Source organism: Streptomyces sp. NPDC028907, from assembly GCF_055564995.1.
In genome coordinates, this window is record NZ_JBVHVE010000003.1 from 1 (window position 1) to 23969 (window position 23969).

Sequence of the window (23969 nt, forward strand, 5' to 3'; positions counted from 1 at the left end):
GGCTTTCCTCCGGGCGCTTCCCTTCGGTCTTGCGTTTCCGACTCTATCAGATCCTTTTCCGATCCGATTTCCTCGGTGCTTTCCAGGTTCCCGCTTCCGCGTTTCCCTTTCCGGCGACTCCGACTCTATCAGATCCTTTCGGGCCTGACCCCCAGTCAGCGGGGCTTGTCTTCGCGGCCGTTGGGCCGTTCCGACGAGTGAGACTTTAGCGGATTCCCTGCTCCCGAGCTAATCGGGGGCGGCGTTCTGTCGAACGCGGATTCCTCATTCCGTAAATACGCATACCAATGAAACGACGGCAGACTGATCGACTGTCGTCGAATGGTGGTTGGTACTTGCGGAGTGGCTGTCCGGGGACCGACCGAAGTCGGCGCTCACGTCGGACAACTCGGAGAACACTACGGACCGGGTCAGGGCGTGTCAACTTCACGCCGGGCGGCACCCTCGGGGCGTACTCTGGGACGCATGACGACGCGTACGTGCACCCAGCTGTGGTGGGCCGCCTGACGGCGGCCGTAGTCACGTATGCACTCAACGGCCGCCGCCTCGGCGGCCGTTCTCGTTTCTCCCTCCAGAGGTTCTGAGGGTCGGCCGGCCGGGGTCGGCGGCCTCGACCAGGAGGTGGAGAGATATGAAGCGGGTTTTCAGTGGGGTCAAGCCGACCGGGCATCTGACGCTGGGGAACTACCTGGGGGCCATGCGGCGGTGGGCGACCGTCGATCAGCACCAGGCCGACGCGCTGTTCTGCATCGTCGATCTGCACGCGCTGACCGTGGACCACGATCCGGCACGGGTGCGCAGGCTCAGTCGGCAGGCGGCGACGTTGTTGCTTGCGTCGGGGCTGGATCCGGAGCTGTGCACGGTGTTCGTACAGAGTCATGTGGATGAGCACGCGCGGCTGTCGTACGTGCTGGAGTGCGTGGCCACGGACGGTGAGATGCGGCGGATGATCCAGTACAAGGAGAAGGCCGTGCGGGAGCGGGAGCGCGGGGGGAGTGTGCGGCTGTCGCTGCTGACGTATCCCGTGCTGATGGCGGCGGACATCCTGGCGTACGGGACTGATGAGGTGCCGGTCGGGGACGATCAGACGCAGCATGTGGAGCTCGCGCGGGATCTGGCGGTGCGGTTCAACCAGCGGTACGGGCATGCGTTCGTGGTGCCTCGGGCGACGCCTCCGCAGGTCGCGGCTCGGGTGATGAATCTGCAGGATCCGGCGTCGAAGATGGGTAAGAGCGATGACTCCGGGCCCGGGATCGTCTATCTGCTCGATGAGCCGGATGTGGTGCGGAAGAAGGTCATGCGGGCGGTGACCGACAGCGGGCGGGAGGTCGTGTACGACCGGGCCGCGCAGCCTGGGGTGGCCAATCTGCTGGAGATCCTGGCTGCCTGTACGGGTGGGAACCCATCGGAGCTGAGCGGTGTATATGAGTCGTACGGCTCTTTGAAGTCGGCCACCGCGGAGGCCGTGGTCGAGGTTCTCAGGCCCGTGCAGGAGAGGCACAGGGAGCTGTGCGCGGATCCTGGCTATGTGGAGGGGGTGCTGCGGGATGGTGCGGAGCGAGCTCGGGCGATGGCCCGGCCGACCGTGGATGCCGCGTATCGGGCGATCGGTTTGCTGCCGGCGGCAGCAGCCGATACGGGGGCGGCTGCGACTGCGGCTGCCGATATCGAGATGACCGTCTAGGGGTGTGCTTGGGCCGCCCCTGGGCTGGGGCGGCCCTGGGCGTTACTTCGTGTTGCTGCCGGCGGCCAGTTCGCGGCTGCGGTCGCGGGCGGCTTCGAGGGCGGCGATGAGGGCGGCTCGTACGCCGTGGTTCTCGAGTTCGCGGATGGCGTTGATGGTGGTGCCGGCGGGGGACGTCACGTTCTCGCGGAGCTTGACGGGGTGTTCGCCGCTGTCGCGGAGCATCGTCGCGGCGCCGATCGCGGACTGGACGATCAGGTCGTGGGCCTTGTCGCGGGGCAGGCCGAGCAGGATGCCGGCGTCGGTCATGGCTTCGACCAGGTAGAAGAAGTACGCCGGGCCGGAGCCGGAGAGAGCGGTGCAGGCGTCCTGCTGTCCCTCGGGGACTCGGAGTGTCTTGCCCACGGCGCCGAAGATCTCCTCGGCGTGGGCGAGGTCGGCTTCGCTGGCGTGGCTGCCGGCGGAGATGACGGACATGGCCTCGTCGACGAGGGCGGGGGTGTTCGTCATGACGCGGACGACCGGGGTGCCGGCGGCGAGGCGGGACTCGAAGAAGGAGGTGGGGATGCCTGCGGCTCCGCTGATGACCAGGCGGTCGGCGGGGACGTGCGGGGCGAGTTCGTCGAGGAGGGTGCCCATGTCCTGCGGCTTGACCGTGAGGATCAGGGTGTCGGCGGTCTTGGCGGCTTCCGCGTTGGTGACCGGGGTGACTCCGTAGCGGGTGCGGAGTTCTTCGGCTCGTTCCGCGCGGCGGGCCGTGACCAGGAGGTCGGCCGGGGCCCAGCCGCCGCGGATCATTCCGCTGAGCAGGGCTTCGCCGATCTTGCCGGTGCCGAGGACTGCGACTTTCTGGGTCATGGCTGGGGTGCCCTCCGGGGGTTGCGTCGTCCGGGTTCATCCTCGCACCGGGGGCGGCTTCGGAGGGGGCGTGTCCGCTGGGCGGGACGAGCACGCCACCGGAGCGGTCATGACGTCCTGCGCCTCAGGGTCGCCGCGCCGAGCCCGAGGACCAGCAGGGCGCAGCCGGCCACGATCAGGACGTCGCGGACGAAGGCGGCGGTCATGTCGGTGTGCTTGAGGACTTCGTTCATGCCGTCGACCGCGTAGGACATGGGGAGGACGTTGGAGATGGCTTCCAGGGCGGGGTGCATGTTGTCGCGGGGTGTGAAGAGGCCGCAGAGGAGGAGCTGGGGGAAGATCACGGCCGGCATGAACTGGACGGCCTGGAATTCGGAGGCCGCGAACGCCGAGACGAAGAGACCGAGCGCGGTGCCGAGCAGTGCGTCGAGCAGGGCCACGAGCAGGAGCAGCCAGGGACTGCCGGTGACGTCCAGGCCGAGGAGCCAGAGAGCGAGTCCGGTTGCCAGGGCGGACTGGATGATCGCGAGAGTGCCGAAGGCCAGGGCGTAGCCGGCGATCAGGTCGCCCTTGCCCAGGGGCATGGCGAGGAGGCGTTCGAGGGTGCCGGAGGTGCGTTCGCGCAGGGTGGCGATGGAGGTGACCAGGAACATCGTGATCAGCGGGAAGATCCCGAGGAGGGAGGCACCGATGTTGTCGAAGGTGCGCGGGCTGCCGTCGAAGACGTAGCGCAGCAGGAACAGCATCACGCAGGGGACGAGGAGCATCAGCGCGATGGTGCGCGGGTCGTGGCGGAGCTGGCGGAGGACCCGGGCGGCGGTGGCGGCGGTGCGGGCCGGGTTCAGCGCGCCGGTGGGGGCGGGCCGGAGTGTGGTGGTCGGGCTCGTCGTCGTGGTCATCGCGTGGTCTCCTTCGCGCCGGCGGCCGCGGTGGCCTCGTCGACCAGGTGCAGGAAGGCCGCTTCGACCGTCTCGGAGTTCGTACGGGTGCGGAGGGCGTCCGGGGTGTCGTCGGCGAGGATCCGGCCCTCGCGCATGAGAAGGAGGCGGTGGCAGCGCTCGGCCTCGTCCATGACGTGGGAGGAGATGAGGAGGGTGGCGCTGCGGGAGGCGGCGATGTCGTGGAAGAGGTTCCAGAGGTCGCGGCGCAGGACGGGGTCCAGGCCGACTGTCGGTTCGTCGAGGACGAGGAGTTCGGGGGTGCCGAGTAGGGCGACGGCGAGGGAGACGCGGCTGCGCTGGCCGCCGGAGAGGTTGCCGGCCAGGGCGTCGGCGTGGCTGGTGAGGTCGACGTCGTCGATGGCGCGGGTGACGTTTTCGTGGCGGCGGTCGCCTGCCGCGCGGCCGGGGTCGAGGATCGCGGCGAAGTAGGCGAGGTTCTGGCGGATCGTCAGGTCGTCGTAGACGGAGGGGGCTTGGGTGACGTAGCCGATGCGGGTGCGCAGGGTGGGGTGGCCGGCGGGGCGGCCGAGTACGTCGAGGGTGCCGGTGACCTTGGCCTGGGTGCCGACGATGGCCCGCATGAGAGTCGTCTTGCCGCAGCCCGACGGGCCGAGGAGGCCGGTGATCTGGCCGCGGGGGACGGTGAAGTCGAGGTCGCGGAGGACCTGGCGGGTTCCGCGTACGACGTTCAGGGTTTCGGCTCGGATGGCGGCCTCGTCGGGAGGGTCGGATCGGACGGCAGAGTAATTCATCATGCGATGAATAATCCTCCGATGGGTGGGCGGCGTCAAGCGGCGGGCATGGGCTGGGGGCCGAGGTATGGCGAGACATGGCTCGCCCGCCGTCGCCGGGTCGTGGCGGGGCGGGCGGAGGCGAGAAGAGAGCGGCGAGGGCCGGTGTCGCTGGTCGAGAGGGTCAGGAGGTGGTGGCGACCAGGAGGTCGACGTCGTAGGTCTCTTCGATGATTCCGTCGGGGAAGGCGCCGAGGAGGTGTTGCTTCTCCTCGGTGAGGAAGGCGGTGCTCGCCTCGGTGCCGTGGACCAGGAAGATCGAGTGGCTGCCGAGGTTCGCGAGGTGCATGTCTATGGGGACGCGGCGGCTCCAGCGGACCTTGCGGCGGGTGAAGTCGAGGCGGCCGGTGGGGTCGGCCAGGGCGGCTCGGGCGCCGCTGCCGTTCTGTTCGACGACGGGATGGTTGCCGAAGCGACGCTCGATGCGCTGGGCCTGCGCGATGTGCCAGGGGATGTCGAGCGGGGTGGTGTTCCACCACAGGGCCAGTGCGCCGCCGGGGCGTAGGACGCGCAGGGCCTCCGGCGTCGAGCGGGTCGGGTCGGTCCAGTGCCAGGCCTGGGCGTAGGTGACGAAGTCGGCGGAGGCGGTGGCCAGGGGGAGGGCGTTGCCGTTGCCGCGGACGATCGGTATGTCGGGGTGGTTGAGGCGGAACTGGGCTGCCATGCCGTCGCCGGGCTCCACGGCGAGTACGTCGGCGCCGCGCCCGCGCAGGAGGGCCGTGCCGATGCCGGTGCCCGCGCCGACGTCGACGACGCGTGCGCCGGTGAGTGAGCGGCCGGCCAGTTCCTCGATGGCGTCGAAGAGGGCGGACGGGTAGGAGGGGCGGTTCGCCGCGTACTGGGCTGCGGCAGCGTTGAAGGAGTGGGCGCGGTCGGTGTGGGAGGGGGCCGTCATAGGGCCATGGTGACCCTGGTCGGTGCGACGTGCACCGAGTTTGGCGGGAGGGGGTCGGAGGGGGCGCGGCGGTGTGAGGGGGTGAGGGTTGGGCGCGGGGTGCTCTTGCCCGAGAGCAAGGGGGAGGGCGCGACTGGGCGGGAGGCGGCGGGAGCTCAGGGGATGAGGAGAGGTCGGGTCGTCGGCGCTAGGGGGTGTTTCGAAAGTCCCGCGCGGTGCCCGCGCCCGCCGCGGCAGCGGCTGATGCCACAGCCGGTGCGTGCCCTCGGCGCGCCGCACGAAGGCCCTCGTGCTGGACGTACTTGGGCCTTTGGCCGGTGCGGCGCGTGGGGGTGCCCCCTCTGGGGGAGCGTGCCGGGCGCCGTGGGTGCTGTGCGGGACTTTCGAGACACCCCTAGCTGCGGCGGCGCTTCTTCGAGGGGTTGCCTGTGCGGCGGGTGGTGCGGTTCTCGTGTTGCTTGCGTGCTGCCTCGTATTCCGCGCGGTGGAGGTTCTCGCCGGGGGCCTCGGTGAGGGAGCGGAAGAAGTAGGCGAGGAGGGAGCCGACGAAGCCGACGGCCAGCAGGCCGCGGAGGGAGGCCTGGCGGTCGGGGTCGGGGCGCTTGCTGAAGCCGTCCCAGGTGTGGCGGTAGGCGAGCGCGCTGCAGACCGCGAACATCACGACCATCAGGACGGTGACGAAGCCGCCGATGTCGGAGAGCTGGAGCCCGTCGTAGGCGAGGCGCAGCACCAGGCAGGAGACGGCGGCGGTGATCAGCGATCCGACGGACACCGCGATGCGGCGGGCGGTGTAGCCGTTGTCGTGGTCGACCCAGGTCGTGCCGAAGAAGCGGAGGGGCTCGGGGCTGGGGCCGCTGGAGCCCGCGGGGGTGGCCGGGGTGCCGTTCTTCTCGCTCACGCGTCGATTATGGCTCCGGCGTGTCCGCGGGCTCCTTTCGGGATGCGTACGTGTTTGCTACGCGGTCCGGCGATCAGAAGGAGCAGCGCGGGCGGACGTAGCCGTCGCTGCCCGTGTGCACGTAGGCGTCCGAAACGAACTCGCCGTCGTCGATGTTGTCCCAGATGTTCGAGGTGCCGTACGGACCGGTCACGTTGGTGCCCGGTGTCTGGCAGAAGATCTGGATCTGGGCGCCCTCGGGCAGGACGCGGACGACGGAGTAGTTGGTGCCGGGGCCCCTGCGGACGTTCAGGCGGACGCCCGGGGCGACCGAGTAGTAGCGCAGCTCCGAGGCGCTCGCGGTGGCCGTCATCGTCGCCACGGCCTCCTCGGTGTCTGCGCCCCCGACTTCTTCGGCTCTTTCGACACCTTCGACGCGATCTGCGGACATGGCAAAACCTCCCCCGTTGATCCCCATGGCTGCCATGGGGTCCCGTTGATTCCCCTAAATCACGCCACGCACACATGTGCGTGTTGGGAACACGGAGGCTAGCAAGTCGCCTCTGTCTCGTACGAGTCATCGACTAGGCTCCGTGCGTCGCGCGAGCGGACGAACAGCACGGGGGTGGTCCCATGGCGCCACAGCAGAACGCCGGAGCGGGCGCGGAAGCGGAACTTCCCGAGTACGCCGGTCACTACCGCCTGGAGTCGCGCCTGGGGTCCGGCGGCATGGGCATCGTCCATCTGGCCCGGAGCACTTCGGGCATGCAGCTCGCGGTGAAGGTCGTGCATGCCGAGTTCGCCAGGGATCCCGAGTTCAGGGGGCGGTTCCGGCAGGAGGTGGGGGCGGCGCGCCGGGTCAGCGGGGCCTTCACCGCGCCGGTCGTGGACGCCGACCCCGAGGACGCACGGCCCTGGATGGCCACGCTGTTCATCCCCGGTCCGACGCTCTCCGACCATGTGAAGCGGAACGGGCCGATGGAGCCCGCGCAGTTGCGGCGGTTGATGGCCGGACTGGCGGAGGCGCTGCGTGACATCCACCGCGTCGGCGTCGTGCATCGGGACCTGAAGCCCAGCAATGTGCTGCTCGCCGACGACGGGCCGAAGGTCATCGACTTCGGCATCTCTCGGCCAAAGGACAGCGAACTGCGCACCGAGACCGGGAAGCTGATCGGTACGCCGCCGTTCATGGCGCCCGAGCAGTTCCGGCGGCCGCGTGAGGTCGGGCCCGCAGCCGATGTCTTCGCGCTCGGGTCCGTGATGGTGCACGCGGCGACGGGGCGGGGGCCGTTCGACTCGGACAGTCCGTATGTCGTCGCCTACCAGGTCGTCCATGACGAGCCGGATCTGACCGACGTACCGGCGAATCTCGCCCCGCTCATCGCGCGTTGTCTGGCCAAGGAGCCCGAGGACCGGCCCACGCCCGACGAGTTGATGCGGGAACTGCGGTCGGTTGCGGCGTCGTACGACACCCAGGCGTTCATACCGGCGCAGCGGAGCACCGAGGAGCAACCCGTGCCGGGCGTCGAACCGGGCATCGAACCGGGGGCCGTGTCGGAGTTCGAGTCGAGGGCCGAACCGAGGGCCGGGGTGAAGGCCGAGCGGAAGCCGCGTGTCGAGGGGCAGGCCGGGCGGCTGCCCGGCGAACGCCGCCGCCGGAGAAGGCTGCTGGCCCTCGCGGCCGGGAGCGTCGCGCTCGCCTCGGTCGCCGCGCTCGTCTCCGTACAGTTGCTCGACGGTCTGGAGCCGACGCCGGAGCCCAGAAGCTCGCGGACCACGGCCGCTTTCGGCGGGTGGGCGACGCCGGGGCCCGAGAAGGACACGCCGCTGTGCTCCCACAGGGCGGGCAAGCTGGTGTGCGCGCAGGACGGGCTCGTCTTCGCGCTCGACCCGCTGGACGGCCGGCTGCTGTGGCGGCACCCCGTCGACACGTCGCAGGTGGGCGGCGCGCCGGCCGTGGCGGGCGGCCTCGTCCACCCGTGGTCCGGGCAGGGGCGGCGGCTGGAGGCGCTCGATCCGGCGACGGGCAAGGCGCGTTGGCAGCGGGACGTGCCCGCGCACGGCGATTCGGTGGCCGTCGCAGGCATGCTGCTGCTCACCGGCGCCGACGGCACGGTCACCGGCGTGGACGCCGGGTCGGGGGAGACCAAGTGGAGCCGACGCGTACCGGGTGTCCAGGCGCCGAACTTCGTTTCGTTCGCCGGAGACTCTCTGGCGTACGCGACGAGCGCGTCCGTCGACGGTTCGGGCACGCGGGTCGTCGCGGTCGATCCGGCCACGGGTGACGTGCGTTGGGACGCCCGGCTGGAGGGGACGCTGGAGCCCGTCGGCACGTCGGACGGCTCGGTCTTCTTCGTCTCCATCGAGGGCGTCTACAGCGATGCGCGGGCCCTGGTCCGCTACTCCCCCGCCGACCGGACCTCGCGACGGGTGCCGCTGCCCCTGCCGCTCTCGCGTGTGCACGGCACCGTGCGCGGGGATGTCGTCTACCTCGTGGGCGGCGAAGGGAAGGTGAGCGCCGTCGACATGGAGGCGGGCAAGCAGCTGTGGAGTCTGGAGACGTCCGTGCTGCGTACGTCGTCGCCCGTCAGTGACGGCCGTCATGTGTACGTCAGTGCCCCTGACGGCCGGCTGCTCGCCGTGGACGCCGACGACGGTCGGCTCGTGGGCCAGACGCCCCCGCGGCTCGGTGCGAGCTCGGACCGGGTGGCGGCCGATCTGCCCGAACCTGTGCTCGACGACGGCCACGTCTACGCGACCGCCCCCGACGGCACCGTGTTCGCCGCCGACACCGAGGACCCGTCGGCCTGGTGACAGACGCAGGGGCCGTCCCCTGAGGAGACGGACCCTGCGATACGTGCGCTTACGTCAGCCCAGCCAGGTCATCAGCCCAGCTTGGTCACATCCCGGACCGCGCCCTTGTCCGCGCTGGTCGCCATCGCGGCGTAGGCCCGCAGTGCCGCGGACACCTTACGCTCGCGGCCCTTCGGGGCGTACGCCCCGTTCAACGCCTGCTCACGGCGGGCGAGTTCCGCGTCCTCGACCAGCAACTCGATCGAGCGATTCGGGATGTCGATGCGGATACGGTCGCCGTCCTCGACGAGGGCGATCGTGCCGCCGGACGCGGCCTCCGGGGAGGCGTGACCGATGGACAGGCCGGAGGTGCCGCCGGAGAAGCGGCCGTCGGTGATCAGGGCGCAGGTCTTGCCGAGGCCGCGGCCCTTGAGGAAGGACGTCGGGTAGAGCATCTCCTGCATACCGGGGCCGCCCTTGGGGCCCTCGTAACGGATGACCACGACATCCCCGTCGGTCACCTGCTTGTTGAGGATCTTCTCGACGGCCTCTTCCTGCGACTCGCAGACGACCGCCGGGCCCTCGAAGGTCCAGATGGACTCGTCGACGCCCGCCGTCTTCACCACGCAGCCGTCGACGGCGAGGTTGCCCTTGAGGACCGCGAGGCCGCCGTCCTTGGAGTACGCGTGCTCGGCGCTGCGGATGCAGCCGCCCTCGGCGTCCTCGTCGAGGGCCGCCCAGCGCTCGGACTGCGAGAAGGCCTCCGCCGACCGGACACAGCCGGGGGCGGCGTGCCACAGCTCGACGGCCTCCGGCGAGGGCGAGCCGCCGCGCACGTCCCAGGTCTTCAGCCAGTCCGCCAGGGAGGGGCTGTGGACGGCGTGGACGTCCTCGTTCAGCAGCCCGGCGCGCTGCAGCTCGCCCAGCAGGGCGGGGATGCCGCCGGCTCGGTGCACGTCCTCCATGTAGTACGTGCGGTCCTTGGCGACGTTCGGAGCGACCTTGGCCAGGCAGGGGACCCGGCGCGAGACCGCGTCGATCTCGTTCAGCCCGAAGGGGACGCCCGCCTCCTGGGCCGCGGCCAGCAGGTGCAGGATCGTGTTGGTGGAGCCGCCCATCGCGATGTCGAGGGCCATGGCGTTCTCGAAGGCCGCGAAGGTGGCGACGTTGCGCGGGAGGACGGTGTCGTCGTCCTGCTCGTAGTAGCGGCGGGTGATGTCCATGACCGTGCGGGCGGCGTCCTCGTACAGGGCCTTGCGGGCCGTGTGCGTGGCGAGGACCGAGCCGTTGCCGGGCAGGGAGAGACCGATGGCCTCGGTCAGGCAGTTCATCGAGTTGGCGGTGAACATGCCGGAACAGGAGCCGCAGGTCGGACAGGCGTTCTCCTCGATACGGAGGATGTCCTCGTCCGAGATCTTGTCGTTCACGGCGTCGGAGATCGCGTCGACCAGGTCGAGCGTGCGGACCGTGCCGTCGACCAGCGTGGCGCGGCCGGACTCCATCGGGCCGCCCGAGACGAAGACGGTGGGGATGTTGAGCCGCAGGGCGGCGTTCAGCATGCCCGGGGTGATCTTGTCGCAGTTGGAGATGCAGATCAGGGCGTCGGCGCAGTGTGCCTCGACCATGTACTCCACGCTGTCGGCGATGAGATCGCGGGACGGCAGGGAGTAGAGCATGCCGCCGTGCCCCATGGCGATGCCGTCGTCGACGGCGATGGTGTTGAACTCGCGCGGGATGCCGCCGGCCTCCCTGATCGCCTCGCTGACGATCCGCCCGACGGGCTGGAGGTGGGTGTGGCCGGGCACGAACTCGGTGAACGAGTTCGCCACCGCGATGATCGGCTTCCGGCCGATGTCCGCACCGGGTACACCGGAGGCGCGCATAAGGGCGCGGGCGCCCGCCATGTTGCGGCCGTGGGTGACTGTGCGGGACCTCAGCTCGGGCATCGTCGCTCGCTCCTTAGGGACTGCAGAGACTGCGATCAGAGACTTCTGACTGCTAACGAGCGTACGCCGGTCATCCAGAGGGCGGGACGAGGTGTCCGTAATACGGGACGAATGTCTCGCGGAGCAGCCATCCGGGGTCGGCCGACCGCCGAAATTCCCCCGGCAGCGCAGGGCGAGACCGGCCTGCCGCGCCGTCACCGCCCGGTGAGATGCCCCTGCACCACCGGCGCCACCCGCCCGATGATCTGCTCCACGTCCACCGAGGCGATCGGCTCGATCTTGATGACGTACCGCATCATCGCGATGCCCACCAGCTGCGCGGCCGCCAGCTCGGCGCGCAGATCCGCGTCCGGGGCGTCGATCTCGCCGGCGATACGGCGGAGCAGCTGAGCGGAGACGAGGCGTCGGAAGACGGCGGCCGCGGCGTCGTTGTTGACCGCGGACCGCACGATCGCCAGCAGCGGCTTTCGCGTGACGGGGTTCTCCCAGAGCCCGAAGATGACGCGGGTCATACGTTCCCCGACATCATCGAGGGGTCCTTCCAGCACGACGTCCCGCACCTTCAGGGCGGGCGCGAAGGCGACCTCCACCGATGCCTCGAAGACCTGCTCCTTGGTGCCGAAATAGTGGTGCACGAGCGCCGAGTCCACCCCGGCCGCCTTGGCGATCCCCCGCACGGACGTCTTCTCGTAGCCCCGCTCGGAGAACTCCTCGCGGGCCGCGGCCAGGATGCGGTCGCGGGTGTCGGCGGATTCCGTACGCGGGGGTCGGCCGCGGCGTCGGGAGCTCACCCCGCCCGGTCCGGAGGTGGTGTCGGTCACGGCCGGGGAACCTTCACCGCGGAGGCCAGGTGCAGCCGCGTGAAGGCGAGGGCCTCGGCGAGGTCGGCCTCACGTTCGGCGCTGGACATCGCGCGGCGGGTGTTGACCTCGATGACGACGTGCCCGTCGAACCCGGTCAGGGCGAGCCGCTCCAGCACCTCGGCGCAGGGCTGGGTGCCGCGGCCGGGAACGAGATGCTCGTCCTTGGCCGACCCCCTGCCGTCGGCGAGGTGGACGTGCCCGAGCCGGTCGCCCATGCGGTCGACCATCTGGAGCGCGTCGCTGCGGGCGGTGGCGGTGTGGCTGAGGTCGATCGTGAAGTGCCGGTAGTCGTCGTTCGTGACGTCCCAGTCGGGGGCGTACGCGAGCATCTCGCGGTCGCGGTAGCGCCAGGGGTACATGTTCTCGACGGCGAACCGCACATCCGTCTCGTTCGCCATCCGCCAGATTCCCTCGACGAAGTCGCGGGCGTACTGGCGCTGCCAGCGGAACGGGGGGTGTACGACGACGGTGCCGGCCCCCAGCTTCTCGGCGGCCGCCTGGGCGCGCTGGAGCTTGGTCCAGGGGTCGGTGGACCACACACGCTGGGTGATCAGCAGGCATGGGGCGTGGACGGCGAGGATCGGGATGCGGTGGTAGTCGCTGAGCCTCCGCAGGGCCTCCATGTCCTGGCTGACCGGGTCGGTCCACACCATGACCTCGACGCCGTCGTACCCGAGGCGCGCCGCGATCTCGAAGGCCGTCGCCGTCGACTCCGGATAGACCGAGGCCGTCGACAGGGCGACCTTCGCATCCGGGATGCGCACCACTGGTTCTGCCACGGGGACAGCGTACGGGGCGGGGGTGGGGGCGGGGGAACCGATGGCTTTGTGGCTGGGGGGAGGGGTTGCAATCGGCCAAGGGTGCGAACTGGGGTTATGCCGGGGGTGGGGGTGGAGCGGTGCGGGGTGGTGTGTGGCGGGCCTCACGCGCCCCCCGGCCCCCGCTTTCCTCGCCCCCGCCGCCCCTACCCGTCCCATCCCCAGGGGCTCCGCCCCTTCGACCCCGCCAAGGGGCTCCGCCCCCTGGACCCCCATCGGCCTCAACGGCCTCGTCCTCAAACGCCGGACGGGCTGAGGGGTGCCTTGGGCAGCGAAGCCCCCTGCGGGTGGGTGGGGGCTTGGGACGGCCTTGTCCTCGGACACCGGGTGGGCTGAGGGTCACTGGAGACCGGCGAAGCCACCTGCGGGTGGGTGGGGGCCTGGGACGGCCTTGTCCTCGGACACCGGGTGGGCTGAGGGTCACCGGACCGGCGAAGCCACCTGCGGGTGGGTGGGGGCCTGGGACAGCAATGGCCCGTCCTCGAATGCCGGGCGGGCTGGGGGTGCCTGGGGTGGCGTAGCGCCTGTGGGTGGGTGGGGGTCGGGACGGCAATGCCTCGTTCTCGAATGCCGGGCGGGCTGGGAGCGCCCGAACCGGCGTGGCACCTGCGGGGGGGCGGGACGGCAATGGCCCGTCCTCGAATGCCCGGCCGGCTGGGACGCCCGGACCGGCGAAGTCCTGCGGGGGGCCGGGCGGCAATGCAACGGGCCGCCGCAGGCATCAATCCACTGACAAGTGATCCAACTTCCGCAGGATCACGCCCTCCCGCAGCGCCCAAGGACAGACCTCGAGCGTCTCCACCCCGAACAGATCCATCGCCCCCTCGGCCACCAACGCGCCCGCCAGCAGCTGCCCCGCCCGTCCCTCGGAGACCCCGGGGAGTTCCGCGCGCTGGGCCACCGTCATCCCCGCAAGGCGCGGGACCCACGCCTCCAGGGACTCCCGCTTCAGCTCGCGCTGGGTGTACAGGCCCTCCGCGGAGCGGGCGGCGCCGGCGATGCGGGCCAGTTGTTTGAAGGTCTTGGACGTCGCGACCACATGGTCCGGCGCACCGAAACGGCTGAATTCGCCGACCGTGCGAGCGATCTGCGCCCGGACGTGCCGCCGGAGCCCACGTATGTCCTCCGCCTCCGGCGGATCGCCCGGCAGCCACCCCGCCGTCAGCCGTCCGGCCCCGAGCGGCAGCGACACCGCCGCGTCCGGCTCCTCGTCGATGCCGTAGGCGATCTCCAGCGACCCGCCCCCGATGTCCAGCACGAGCAGCTTCCCGGCCGACCACCCGAACCACCGCCGAGCAGCGAGGAAGGTCAGCCGAGCCTCCTCGGACCCGGTGAGAACCTGCAGCTCAACGCCGGTTTCAGCCTTCACGCGCGCGAGCACGTCATCGGCGTTGTCGGCCTCCCGCACCGCGGACGTCGCGAACGGCAGCACTTCCTCGACGCCCTTGTCCTCGGCAGCCTGGAGCGCGTCGTGAATGACGCCGATCAGCTTGTCGACCCCCTCGGGACCGATGGCGCCGCTGTCATCGAGGAGTTGGGCAAGACGCAGCTCCACCTTGTGCGAGTGCGCGGGCAACGGGCGCGCGCCAGGGTGCGCATCCACCACCAGCAGATGCACCGTGTTAGATCCCACGTCGAGGACACCGAGTCTCATGTACGGAACGCTACTGCCACCGGCCGTTCCTCCGACCCTCAAGGTCCTCGAAGCCGCAGGTACGGACGCCGTACCCTGGACCCGTGCCAAAGACGAAAAAGGCGAAGAACGGTAAGACGCCCAAATCCGACAAGGGTTCTTCGCAGGCGAAGGCGGCCACCAAGGCGAAGAAGCCCCAGAAGGACTCCCCGGAACCGGACGAGAAGGGGCTCGACTTCGCCCGCGCATGGGTGGAGTTCCCTGATCCGGCGGACGACGAGCAGGTCTTCCGCTGCGATCTGACATGGCTGACCTCCCGTTGGAACTGCATCTTCGGCAGCGGCTGCCAGGGCATCCAGGCGGGCCGCGCGGATGACGGCTGCTGCACGCTGGGGGCCCATTTCTCGGACGAGGACGACGAGAAGCGCGTCGCGGAGCATGTGGCGAGGCTCACGCCGGAGATCTGGCAGCACCATGACGAGGGCATGGAGCACGGCTGGATCTCGGAGGACGAGGACGGCGACCGCCAGACCCGCCCGTTCAACGGCTCGTGCATCTTCCAGAACCGCCCCGGCTTCGCGGGCGGCGCGGGCTGCTCGCTGCACATCCTCGCCCTGAAGGAGGGCCGCGAGCCGCTGGAGACCAAGCCGGATGTCTGCTGGCAGCTGCCGGTCCGGCGGACGTACGACTGGATCGACCGGCCCGACGACACCCGTGTGCTCCAGGTGTCGATCGGTGAGTACGACCGCCGAGGCTGGGGTCCGGGCGGCCATGACCTGCACTGGTGGTGCACGTCGGCGACCTCGGCGCACGGCGCGGGCGACCCGGTGTACGTGTCCTACCGGCCGGAGCTGACGGAGCTGATGGGCAAGGCGGGATACGACCGCCTGGTCGAGCTGTGCGAGCAGCGGCTGGCCTCGCAGCTGCCGATGGTGGCCCCGCACCCGGCGGATCCCGTCGACTAGCCACCCTGGCCACCCAGCGGATCCCGCCCACCCGGCGGATCCCGTCGACCACGGCCTCCCTGGCCACCCGGCGGCACCGGCGCCTACGACCCCGCCGGGCTCGGGTCGCCGCTCCCGCTCGGCGGCGGCGTCGAGCCCCCCGGGCCGGACGGACCTGACGGACCTGACGGATCCGACGGGCCGGACGGCGACGGATCGTCGGCCGTGGGCGACGGATCGGGGTCGGGAGACGACGGCGGCGGCTCGCTCGGCGTCCCAGGGTCGGTCGGGGCCGGAGTCGTCGGCGTCGGGTCGGGTCCGGAGGACGAGGGCGGCGGCTCGCTGGGCGTCCCGGGGGCGGTCGGGTCGGTGGGGTGTGGGGCCGGACCGGGGCCATGGCCCGGGTCGGAGGGGCTCGGGGCGGTGCCGTAGCCCTCGATGGAGACGAGGGCGCCGGCCGGTGAGATCGCCACGCGCGCGCTCCAGTGCCCGGACGGCTCGCGCAGATGGTCGACGTACACCCTGATCGTCAACGACTCGCCGGGCGCCAGCGTTCCCGCCGACTGGCTCAGATAGAGCCAGTGCGCACCGGTGCTCGCGGACCAGCGCACCGGCGTACGCCCCGTCGCCGTGAGGGTGACGGACGTCGTGTCACCGCTGTTGCCGGCCGACACCTCCAGCCGCCCGGCGCCCGCCGCGTGCGCGCCGCTGACGCTGATGACCTCCACGGAGACGTCCGGTGTGCCGCGCTCGCCGAGACTCTCCCCCCGCTTGGCGCTCGCGTTCCCGGCGTTCTCGTAGCCGTCGCCCGCGGCGTCGCCGTCGAGGGCGCCCGGGCCGTGTGCCTCGCTCGCGCTGGCCGAGTGTCCGTCGACGCCTTCGCCGGTCGCGGTGCCCCGGTAGGCCGCCCACAGGGCGAGGACCGGGGCGGCGACGACGGTGGCGACGACGGTCGTGGTGACGGCACGCGCGCGCAGACGGTCCCTGCGGGCGGCGCGGTCCTTCGGATCCATCGGGAAGCCGCGCCGGTCGAAGCGCGGTACGGCCACGCCCCGCGCGCGTGGGGCGTGCGCGAGAGCCATGTGGAGGGCCGCGCGAGGTGCCTGGAGGACGGGCAGTTCGGCGGGGGTGACGGCCGCGCCGGGCCACCGGCCCGGGATGGCGCGCTCGGCGGTGCGGCGGCAGCGCGGGCAGTCGTCGACGTGCCGGACGAGTTCGCGGCGCAGGGCGGTGCCGAGGACGACCTGGTTGTCGCCGGTGAGGCGGGCGACGCTCGGACAGGCTCCGGTCTCGACGACGGCGAGAGCCGCGCGCGTGCGCTCGACCTCGCAGGCGGCGGAGGCGAGCAGCTCGCGGGCTGCGGCCAGGTCGAGGCCGAGGACGGCGGCGACCTCGTGGGCGGCGAGGTGGTGGCGTACGGCGAGTTCGAGGGCCTCGCGCTGCTCCGGGGTGGTCCCGGCGGCCTCCGGCCAGGCCAGCAGGGCCAGTTCGCGGCGCCGCTGCTCCTGGACCTCCTCGGAGACACCCGGCCGGGCGGACTGCGCCCCCGCCTGCCGATGGACGCCGGGGCGGCCCGCCGCATGGCTGCCCTGACGTTTCTGCTTGGCCTCGGCCAGCTTCCGCAGACACGCCCAGCGGGCCAGCGCGTACAGCCAGGGCCTGCGGTCCGCGGCGGTCTCCGGCACCCGCTGCCCGCGCCGCTCGGCGAGCGCGAGGGCGTCGCCGAGAGCGGCGGTCGCGGTGTCGTGGTCGCACAGCACGGACAGGCAGTAGGTGAACAGCCCGTCCAGATACGGCTCGTAGCGCGCGGGCGGCCGCTGCGCCATGGTGCGCGCCGCCGCACGATCACGCGCCTCCCGATGCGCCCGATGCGCGCCGGCGGTGCGGGTCGAGGTCTCCGGACTGCTGCTCGTCATTGGTGGACCGTAGGCGGCCCGGCGTGGCGCCTTCTGCCTGCTTGAGCAGTTTTAATCCGTACGGGTGAAACGATCCCTCAATGGGGTACGGGAACCCGGGATTCCATGGCTTGTGCATGACGAGTGGCCCCCGCGGAAGCGCGCCGAGCGCCCCCTGCGCCGTCCCGGAGAGCAGCGGTGTGCGCGACCGTACGGCGTTGTCAGTGGGCTCGGTTACGGTTCTTCGCATGGCTGCCCGTACCAAGACCACGAAGGACCGCCCGTCCTACCGCTGCACGGAGTGCGGCTGGCAGACGGCCAAGTGGCTCGGCCGCTGCCCCGAGTGCCAGGCATGGGGGACGGTCGAGGAGTACGGCGCGCCCGCGGTCCGTACGACGACACCGGGCCGGGTGACGAACTCCGCGCTGCCCATCGGACAGGTCGACGGACGGCAGGCCATCGCGCGGTCCACCGGCGTGCCCGAGCTGGACCGGGTGCTCGGCGGCGGCCTGGTGCCCGGCGCCGTGGTCCTCCTCGCGGGCGAGCCCGGCGTCGGCAAGTCCACCCTGCTGCTGGACGTGGCGGCCAAGTCGGCGAGCGACGAGCACCGCACCCTCTATGTCACCGGTGAGGAGTCGGCGAGCCAGGTCCGGCTGCGCGCCGACCGCATCGGCGCCCTCGACGACCACCTCTACCTCGCGGCCGAGACCGATCTGGCCGCCGTGCTGGGCCACTTGGACGCGGTGAAGCCGTCGCTGCTCATCCTCGACTCCGTGCAGACCGTGGCCTCCCCGGAGATCGACGGTGCGCCCGGCGGCATGGCCCAGGTCCGCGAGGTCGCCGGCGCCCTCATCCGGGCCTCCAAGGAGCGCGGGATGTCCACACTCCTCGTGGGACACGTCACCAAGGACGGCGCCATCGCCGGGCCCCGGCTCCTGGAGCACCTCGTGGACGTGGTGCTCCACTTCGAGGGCGACCGGCACGCGCGCCTGCGCCTCGTACGGGGCGTCAAGAACCGCTACGGCACGACGGACGAGGTCGGCTGCTTCGAACTGCACGATGAGGGCATTACGGGCCTTACCGACCCAAGCGGACTTTTCCTGACCCGTCGCGCCGAACCGGTCCCAGGGACCTGCCTGACGGTCACGTTGGAGGGCCGCCGCCCCCTGGTGGCCGAAGTCCAGGCACTCACCGTCGACTCGCAGATCCCCTCCCCCCGCCGTACGACGTCCGGCCTGGAGACCTCACGCGTCTCGATGATGCTGGCCGTACTCGAACAGCGCGGGCGGATCAGCGCGCTCGGCAAGCGGGACATCTACTCCGCGACGGTCGGCGGGGTGAAGCTCTCGGAGCCCGCGGCGGACCTCGCCGTCGCCCTCGCGCTGGCCTCCGCCGCGAGTGACACACCTCTCCCCAAGAACCTCGTCGCGATCGGCGAGGTCGGCCTCGCGGGCGAGGTCAGACGGGTCACGGGCGTGCAGCGCAGACTGGCCGAGGCGCACCGGCTGGGCTTCACCCACGCCCTCGTACCGGGCGACCCGGGCAAGATCCCTCCGGGCATGAAGGTGCTGGAAGTGGCCGACATAGGGGACGCGCTCCGGGTCCTTCCGCGGTCGCGTCGGCGAGAGGCCCCACGGGACGAGGAGCAGCGCCGGTAGACTTTGCCCTGGTCTCGCCCGTGCGTACGAACCAAGTGTGCGAAACGGGAGCGCCCCAGAACCTGCGACCGGAGGAGTGCAGTGGCAGCCAACGACCGGGCAGCAGCTCCCGGAAAGTCCGGTGGGAGCTCCGGTGCCGATGGCCTGATGCGCGCCTCACTGAGCGCCGTGGCACCCGGCACGGCCCTGCGCGACGGCTTGGAGCGGATCCTCCGCGGCAACACCGGCGGACTCATCGTGCTCGGCTCCGACAAGACCGTCGAGGCGATGTGTACGGGCGGATTCGTCCTGGATGTCGAGTTCACGGCGACGCGGCTGCGGGAGCTGTGCAAGCTCGACGGCGGCATCGTGCTGTCGTCGGACCTGTCGAAGATCCTGCGCGCCGGTGTCCAGCTGGTCCCGGACCCGACGATCCCCACGGAGGAGACCGGCACCCGGCACCGTACGGCGGACCGGGTCAGCAAGCAGGTCGGCTTCCCCGTGGTGTCCGTCTCCCAGTCGATGCGGCTCATCGCGCTCTACGTCGACGGTCATCGCCGCGTCCTGGAGGACTCGGCGGCGATCCTCTCCCGCGCCAACCAGGCCCTGGCGACCCTGGAGCGCTACAAGCTCCGCCTCGACGAGGTCGCGGGCACGCTGTCGGCGCTGGAGATCGAGGACCTGGTGACGGTCCGCGACGTCTCGGCGGTGGCCCAGCGGCTGGAGATGGTGCGCCGTATCGCGACCGAGATCGCCGAGTACGTGGTGGAGCTGGGCACCGACGGCCGTCTCCTGGCACTCCAACTGGACGAGTTGATCGCGGGCGTGGAGCCCGAGCGCGAGCTCGTGGTGCGTGACTACGTGCCCGAGCCCACGGCCAAGCGCTCCCGCACGGTCGACGAAGCGCTGTACGAGCTGGACGCCCTCACCCACGCCGAGCTCCTGGAACTGCCCACGGTGGCACGGGCGTTGGGCTACACCGGCTCCCCGGAGGCGCTGGACTCGGCGGTCTCCCCGCGCGGGTTCCGGCTGCTGGCCAAGGTGCCGAGGCTGCCGGGCGCGATCATCGACCGTCTGGTGGAGCACTTCGGCGGCCTGCAGAAGCTGCTCGCCGCCAGCGTGGACGACCTCCAGACGGTGGACGGCGTCGGCGAGGCCCGGGCGCGCAGCGTGCGGGAGGGGCTGTCGCGGCTGGCGGAGAGCTCGATCCTGGAAAGGTACGTCTGATAGGCACCCGGCATTGACGCCGAGGCCGGGGCGTTGCGCGGACCAGCGCTGCGGGGTGCCGCCTTTCCTTTCTGCGGGCCGGGAGCGGCCCCCAGCGGCACGACTGCCCGCAGACTGCGCCTGTTACTAGTCGTTCTCCAGTACGAACGACGTCTGTGCCGTCCCGAACCCCGGCGCTTTCGCCTCCACCAGGTAGGTGCCCGCTGCGGCGGCCCCCGCGGGCGGTGTCGCGCACTGCGGGGCGCTCGCCTTGCGGTCCCACTTCACGGTGTAGGTGATCCTCTCCCCGGCGGGCACCCGGAACTTCAGGCTGCCGGCCACCTTCGGGCAGTCGGCGGAGGACCAGAAGTCGTCCTCGGATCCCGCCTGAGTGACCGTCACCACCGTGTTCTTCGGGCCGAGATCGATCTTGCAGTCGTAGCTGGAGGAGTTGGTCGCGGTCAGCAGGAGGGCGGGCTTCTCGCCGGGCTCGTAGGCGTTGTGGAGGCTCTTCACCGTCACCTTCACCGCGCCCGCGACACAATCGGGCAGCGCGGAGCCGGCGTCGACCGTGTCGTCCACCCCGACGCCACTGCCCGAGCCGCCGCCCGCGGATCCGCCGCCCGAGCCGTCCGAACCGCCGGAGTCCCCGGAACCGTCCCCGGACCCGCCGTCCTCACCGGACCCCGTGTCCGACCCGGAGCCGCCGCCGGCTCCCGAGCCGCCGGGCGACTCGTCGCGCCCGCCCGGCGCCTGACTGATCGCCGGACCCGAACCCGAGGGTCCCGGGGTGATCGTCGAGGGCGCGGGATTCTTGCCGTCGGACCCGCCCGCGTTGTTGTTCTTTCCGCCACCGCCGCCCGAGGTCAGTACCCAGGTGACCAGTAGCGCCAACAGGGCGACCACAGACAGCAGTACGACCCTCCGTCGCCAGTAGATGGTGGAGGGAAGCGGCCCGACCGGATTGCGCAGAGATCCCACGGCGCAAACTGTACGAGAGATCGGTGCGCCAACAGGCTCCACCCGCCGCCCTGGGCCGCAACTTTTCCGGATCATCATCCTGGAAACCGCCCCGTGAGGTCCGCGCCACCCCTGTCTTCCGTCAGGTGCGGCCCCTGCCGATCGCAGGATGTGACGGGATCGGCCCGCCGCCTACGGTCCGTGACCATGGACTTCGAGGACGCCGAGCTCTACCGCGACATCACCGACTTCGCCCGCGACACCCCAACGTGGGTACAGCACACCGCCGAGACAGGGACGGAGGCCGGGCTGCTCCTGTTCGGCGCGCTGTTCGTCACCACCTGGTGGCGGGCCAGGCGGGGCACCTCCCGGGCGTTCGCGATAGCGGTCCTTGCACCTCTGGCCACGGCTGTGGCGTATGTGTGCAGTGAGCTCCTCAAGTCGGTTGTCACACAGGAACGTCCGTGCCGGGCGGTACCGGGAGCGACCGCCTCGCTGACCGCCTGCCCGCCGCCCGGCGACTGGTCCTTCCCCAGCAACCACGCCACCATCGCGGGCGCCGCGGCGCTCACCCTGGCCCTGGCCAGGCACACCCTCCTGTGGCTGACGGCTCCCCTGGCCCTGCTGATGGCCTTCTCCCGCGTGTTCGTCGGCGTCCACTACCCGCACGACGTCGCCGCGGGCCTCGCCTTCGGCGCGCTGGTCGCGGTGGCGGCCGTACGACTGACGACGGGCCCGGCGACTCGGCTGGCCGAGGCGATGCGCACCACGTCGATGCCGGCGTTCGTACGGTGGCTGACGGGGCCGGAGGGGTCCCGGCCGCCGTATCGCCGCTGACCAGCACGGCCGCTGGACGCGACTACTCCACCAGCCCCGCCTCGTACGCCACGATCGCCGCCTGTACCCGGTTGCGTACGCCCAACCGGTCGAGTACCGCGCTCACATACGCCTTCACCGTGCCCTCGACGAGATGCAGCCGGGCGGCGATCTCCGGGTTGGACAAGCCGGTGCCTACCAGGCCGAGCACCTCACGCTCGCGCGGGCTGAGCTCGGCCACGCGTGCGCGTGCGGCGGCCTCACGGCCGAGTCGGCCGTCGCTGCCGCCCAGTCCGTCGATGACGTACCGGGCCACCCTCGGCGACAGAAAGGCGGCGCCGCCCGCCACCGCCCGTACTCCCGCGATCAGTTCGTACGGGTCCCCGGACTTCAGCAGGAAGCCGGTGGCGCCACCGCCGAGCGCGCGGGCCACGTAAGCCTGTTCGGAGAAGGTGGTGAGCATCGCCACGGCGGTGCCGGGGACGGTCCGTACGATCTCCTCGGCGGCGGCGAGCCCGTCCAGGCGGGGCATACGGATGTCCAGCAGGGCCACGTCCGGGCGGTGGGCCCGGGTCAGCTCGACCGCCTCGCGCCCGTCACCCGCCTCGGCGACGACCTCGGTCTCCCCGCCGCTCGTCAGGATCGCGCGCACACCGGCCCGCACCATCGCCTCGTCGTCGGCCAGCAGTACGCGGATCACTGTGCGAACTCCTCATTCGGGGAGGGGTGTTGGGAAAGGCCCGCCCGCCCTCGGGATCACGTCCTTGGCGACGAGGTGTCCCTCGCCGTCGAAGCACAGCCTGAAGTGGTCGACGGAGACGAGGAGTTCGCCGCTCGCGCGGTAGTAGCGGCAGTCGCTGCCCGGCGGGGGCGGCGCGGGGGCGCGCTCCACGGGCGCGTCCCGGACGGTGCGGTCCGGCAGGACGCCGGCGAGGTCGTGGTCCGACATCCCGAGCCGCAGCCCGGCGTAGGCGGCCGGCGACAGTACCGAGTGGGTCTCCGTGTACGCGTACCAGGCGAAGGCTCCGCCGACGAGCACGACGCCCGCGCCCACGGCGGCCGCGGCGGCGAGGGCGACGCGGCGGCGGGCGTGGGTGAAGGGGGCGTACGGCGCCGGGGACGGCCGTACGGCCACGGCGGCGGGCTGGTCGGGGACGTAGGCCCGGACGCGGAAGCCGTCCGGGTGCGGGCCGGCCTCGAAGTCGCCGCCGACCGAGGTGACGGCGGCCCGCATGGCCTGCAGGCCGGTGCCGCCGGAGGACGGGGCGGGGGCGTCGCCGCGCCCGCTGGTCACCGTGACCGTCGTGCCCTCGGCCTCCCGGCCCGCCGCCACGGTGACCGAAGCGCCCGGCGCGTGCCGGGCCGCGTTGGTGAGCGCCTCGCGGACCACCCGGTACAGGACCCGTTCGGCGACGCCGCCCGGCTCCGGCACGGCGCGGACCGCCTCGTCCCACCGCACGGGCAGCCCCGACTCCGCGGCACGGGCGACGAGTTGCTCGACGGTCTCCCCCGGCGGGGCCAGGGGCACCGGCTCGTCCTCCTCCCGCAGGACGCCGATGACGCGGTGCAGCCGGTCGGTGGCGTCGGAGGCGGCCGCGCGCAGGTCTGCGGCGGCGGCGCGATGGTGGTCCGGGAGGTCGGGCGCGATCTGGAGGGCGCCCGCGCGCAGCGCGATGAGGCTCAGCTCGTGGCCCAGGGAGTCGTGCATGTCCTGGGCGATCCTGGCCCGCTCGCGCAGCCGGGCCCGCTCCTCGGCGAGGCGCTGCTCGCCCTCCAGCCGCGCCGCCCGGCTCCAGCCGGCCTCGGTCAGCCGACGGCTCTGCCGCCAGTAGCGTCCGCCGAGCCACGGGAAGACGCACCCGAACAGCAACGTGCCTGTCAGCACGGCCCATTCCGGCACCGGGTCGACCCCGACGAGCGCGATCCGCGCCGTGCCGAGACAGCCGACGGCCCCGAACAGCACCGCCGCCGCTCGCACGCCGTCCGCGCGCAGCCCGAGCAGCAGCGCGAAGACGCTGAGCGCGGGACCGTAGGAGACCGTGAACAGGGCGGGGGCGGCGGCCAGACTCAGTACGGCCGTCAGCGCGAACGCCGCGGGCGGCTGCCGTCGGCACACGACGACCGCGGCGGCGAGCACGACGAGCCCGGTCGCCTGCTGCCACCCGGCACGCGGCTCGTTCATCCCGAGGCGGTCGGCCGTGAGCGCGGGCAGCGCGAGGGCGGCCCAGAGCAGACAGGCCCGCCAGGTGCGAGGACGTTCCATCCGTCCGACGCTACAAGCGAGGGGCGGGGCGCCACTGCTGCCGATCGTCAGGTGGGGCGCGACCTTTCTGCCGTGGAGGTGCACCCCCGAGGCCGCAAAACGCACCGCCACCGCCGCCTACCCACCCGGCCGCCACCGGCATGGCAGGA

Annotated in this window: 20 protein-coding genes; 6 read left to right on the top strand and 14 right to left on the bottom strand. The window is 71.7% G+C overall.

Annotated elements, in window-relative coordinates; translation table 11 throughout:
• The first annotated feature begins 631 nt into the window (after nt 1-631).
• Entirely contained in the window at nt 632-1684 is a 1053-nt protein-coding gene (trpS, locus tag ACZ4UU_RS08980; protein WP_468037923.1) for a tryptophan--tRNA ligase, read from the top strand.
• 42 nt (nt 1685-1726) lie between these two features.
• Here trpS and proC read toward each other — a convergent pair whose 3' ends face one another.
• The 6 genes from proC to ACZ4UU_RS09010 form a co-directional block, all read right to left on the bottom strand.
• Nucleotides 1727-2542 carry a pyrroline-5-carboxylate reductase gene (gene proC / locus ACZ4UU_RS08985; RefSeq protein ID WP_468037925.1) on the bottom strand — a complete coding sequence of 272 codons (816 nt, stop codon included), beginning with the start codon at nt 2540-2542 and terminating at the stop codon, nt 1727-1729.
• 107 nt (nt 2543-2649) lie between these two features.
• Complete coding sequence (locus ACZ4UU_RS08990; RefSeq protein ID WP_468037927.1) at nt 2650-3441, bottom strand: ABC transporter permease; 792 nt, start codon at nt 3439-3441, stop codon at nt 2650-2652.
• Nucleotides 3438-4238 (bottom strand): ABC transporter ATP-binding protein, encoded by an 801-nt coding sequence (locus ACZ4UU_RS08995; protein WP_468037929.1) that lies wholly within the window; start codon nt 4236-4238, stop codon nt 3438-3440. The genes ACZ4UU_RS08990 and ACZ4UU_RS08995 overlap by 4 nt, the downstream gene beginning before the upstream one ends.
• A gap of 160 nt (nt 4239-4398) precedes the next feature.
• Nucleotides 4399-5169, bottom strand: coding sequence for a class I SAM-dependent methyltransferase (locus ACZ4UU_RS09000; RefSeq protein WP_468037931.1), 771 nt, complete (start codon nt 5167-5169; stop codon nt 4399-4401).
• 394 nt (nt 5170-5563) lie between these two features.
• The gene (locus ACZ4UU_RS09005) at nt 5564-6067 is read right to left on the bottom strand and encodes an EamA/RhaT family transporter (RefSeq protein WP_468037933.1); all 504 of its coding nucleotides are present in this window, start codon (nt 6065-6067) and stop codon (nt 5564-5566) included.
• Nucleotides 6068-6140: 73 nt separating this feature from the next.
• Nucleotides 6141-6497, bottom strand: a complete 357-nt coding sequence (locus tag ACZ4UU_RS09010) for an SH3 domain-containing protein (protein WP_468037934.1) — start codon at nt 6495-6497, stop codon at nt 6141-6143.
• Nucleotides 6498-6679: 182 nt separating this feature from the next.
• Here ACZ4UU_RS09010 and ACZ4UU_RS09015 point away from each other — a divergent pair, with 182 nt between their 5' ends.
• The gene (locus tag ACZ4UU_RS09015; RefSeq protein ID WP_468037936.1) at nt 6680-8860 is read left to right on the top strand and encodes a serine/threonine-protein kinase; all 2181 of its coding nucleotides are present in this window, start codon (nt 6680-6682) and stop codon (nt 8858-8860) included.
• A 71-nt stretch (nt 8861-8931) separates the two neighbouring features.
• Here ACZ4UU_RS09015 and ilvD read toward each other — a convergent pair whose 3' ends face one another.
• The 4 genes from ilvD to ACZ4UU_RS09035 form a co-directional block, all read right to left on the bottom strand.
• The gene (gene ilvD / locus ACZ4UU_RS09020; RefSeq protein ID WP_468037938.1) at nt 8932-10785 is read right to left on the bottom strand and encodes a dihydroxy-acid dehydratase; all 1854 of its coding nucleotides are present in this window, start codon (nt 10783-10785) and stop codon (nt 8932-8934) included.
• 194 nt (nt 10786-10979) lie between these two features.
• A complete protein-coding gene (locus ACZ4UU_RS09025; protein WP_468037940.1) occupies nt 10980-11606 on the bottom strand; it encodes a TetR/AcrR family transcriptional regulator in 627 nt (208 codons plus the stop codon).
• Nucleotides 11603-12427: a sugar phosphate isomerase/epimerase family protein gene (locus ACZ4UU_RS09030; protein ID WP_079056554.1), complete on the bottom strand. Its 825-nt coding sequence runs from the start codon at nt 12425-12427 to the stop codon at nt 11603-11605. Before ACZ4UU_RS09030 ends, ACZ4UU_RS09025 begins: the two co-directional genes overlap by 4 nt.
• Nucleotides 12428-13187: 760 nt before the next feature.
• Nucleotides 13188-14120 carry a Ppx/GppA family phosphatase gene (locus ACZ4UU_RS09035; RefSeq protein WP_468037942.1) on the bottom strand — a complete coding sequence of 311 codons (933 nt, stop codon included), beginning with the start codon at nt 14118-14120 and terminating at the stop codon, nt 13188-13190.
• Nucleotides 14121-14203: 83 nt separating this feature from the next.
• Between ACZ4UU_RS09035 and ACZ4UU_RS09040 the strand changes: the two genes are divergently transcribed.
• The gene (locus ACZ4UU_RS09040) at nt 14204-15064 is read left to right on the top strand and encodes a DUF3109 family protein (protein WP_468037944.1); all 861 of its coding nucleotides are present in this window, start codon (nt 14204-14206) and stop codon (nt 15062-15064) included.
• A gap of 83 nt (nt 15065-15147) precedes the next feature.
• Here ACZ4UU_RS09040 and ACZ4UU_RS09045 read toward each other — a convergent pair whose 3' ends face one another.
• Entirely contained in the window at nt 15148-16959 is a 1812-nt protein-coding gene (locus ACZ4UU_RS09045) for a BACON domain-containing protein (protein WP_468037946.1), read from the bottom strand.
• Nucleotides 16960-17186: 227 nt separating this feature from the next.
• On the opposite strand from ACZ4UU_RS09045, the gene radA reads away from it, so the two are divergent.
• Both radA and disA read left to right on the top strand, forming a co-directional pair.
• Nucleotides 17187-18596, top strand: a complete 1410-nt coding sequence (gene radA / locus ACZ4UU_RS09050) for a DNA repair protein RadA (RefSeq protein ID WP_468037948.1) — start codon at nt 17187-17189, stop codon at nt 18594-18596.
• Nucleotides 18597-18677: 81 nt separating this feature from the next.
• Nucleotides 18678-19802 carry a DNA integrity scanning diadenylate cyclase DisA gene (gene disA, locus ACZ4UU_RS09055; protein ID WP_062725632.1) on the top strand — a complete coding sequence of 375 codons (1125 nt, stop codon included), beginning with the start codon at nt 18678-18680 and terminating at the stop codon, nt 19800-19802.
• Nucleotides 19803-19928: 126 nt separating this feature from the next.
• Here the strand turns inward: disA and ACZ4UU_RS09060 are convergent, their stop codons facing one another.
• A complete protein-coding gene (locus ACZ4UU_RS09060) occupies nt 19929-20762 on the bottom strand; it encodes a hypothetical protein (protein WP_468037950.1) in 834 nt (277 codons plus the stop codon).
• Between the two features lie 186 nt (nt 20763-20948).
• Between ACZ4UU_RS09060 and ACZ4UU_RS09065 the strand changes: the two genes are divergently transcribed.
• A complete protein-coding gene (locus tag ACZ4UU_RS09065; protein ID WP_468037952.1) occupies nt 20949-21578 on the top strand; it encodes a phosphatase PAP2 family protein in 630 nt (209 codons plus the stop codon).
• Between the two features lie 22 nt (nt 21579-21600).
• Here the strand turns inward: ACZ4UU_RS09065 and ACZ4UU_RS09070 are convergent, their stop codons facing one another.
• Nucleotides 21601-22257, bottom strand: coding sequence for a response regulator transcription factor (locus ACZ4UU_RS09070; RefSeq protein WP_468037954.1), 657 nt, complete (start codon nt 22255-22257; stop codon nt 21601-21603).
• Nucleotides 22258-22269: 12 nt separating this feature from the next.
• Nucleotides 22270-23820, bottom strand: coding sequence for a sensor histidine kinase (locus ACZ4UU_RS09075; RefSeq protein ID WP_468037956.1), 1551 nt, complete (start codon nt 23818-23820; stop codon nt 22270-22272).
• Nucleotides 23821-23969 lie beyond the last annotated feature (149 nt).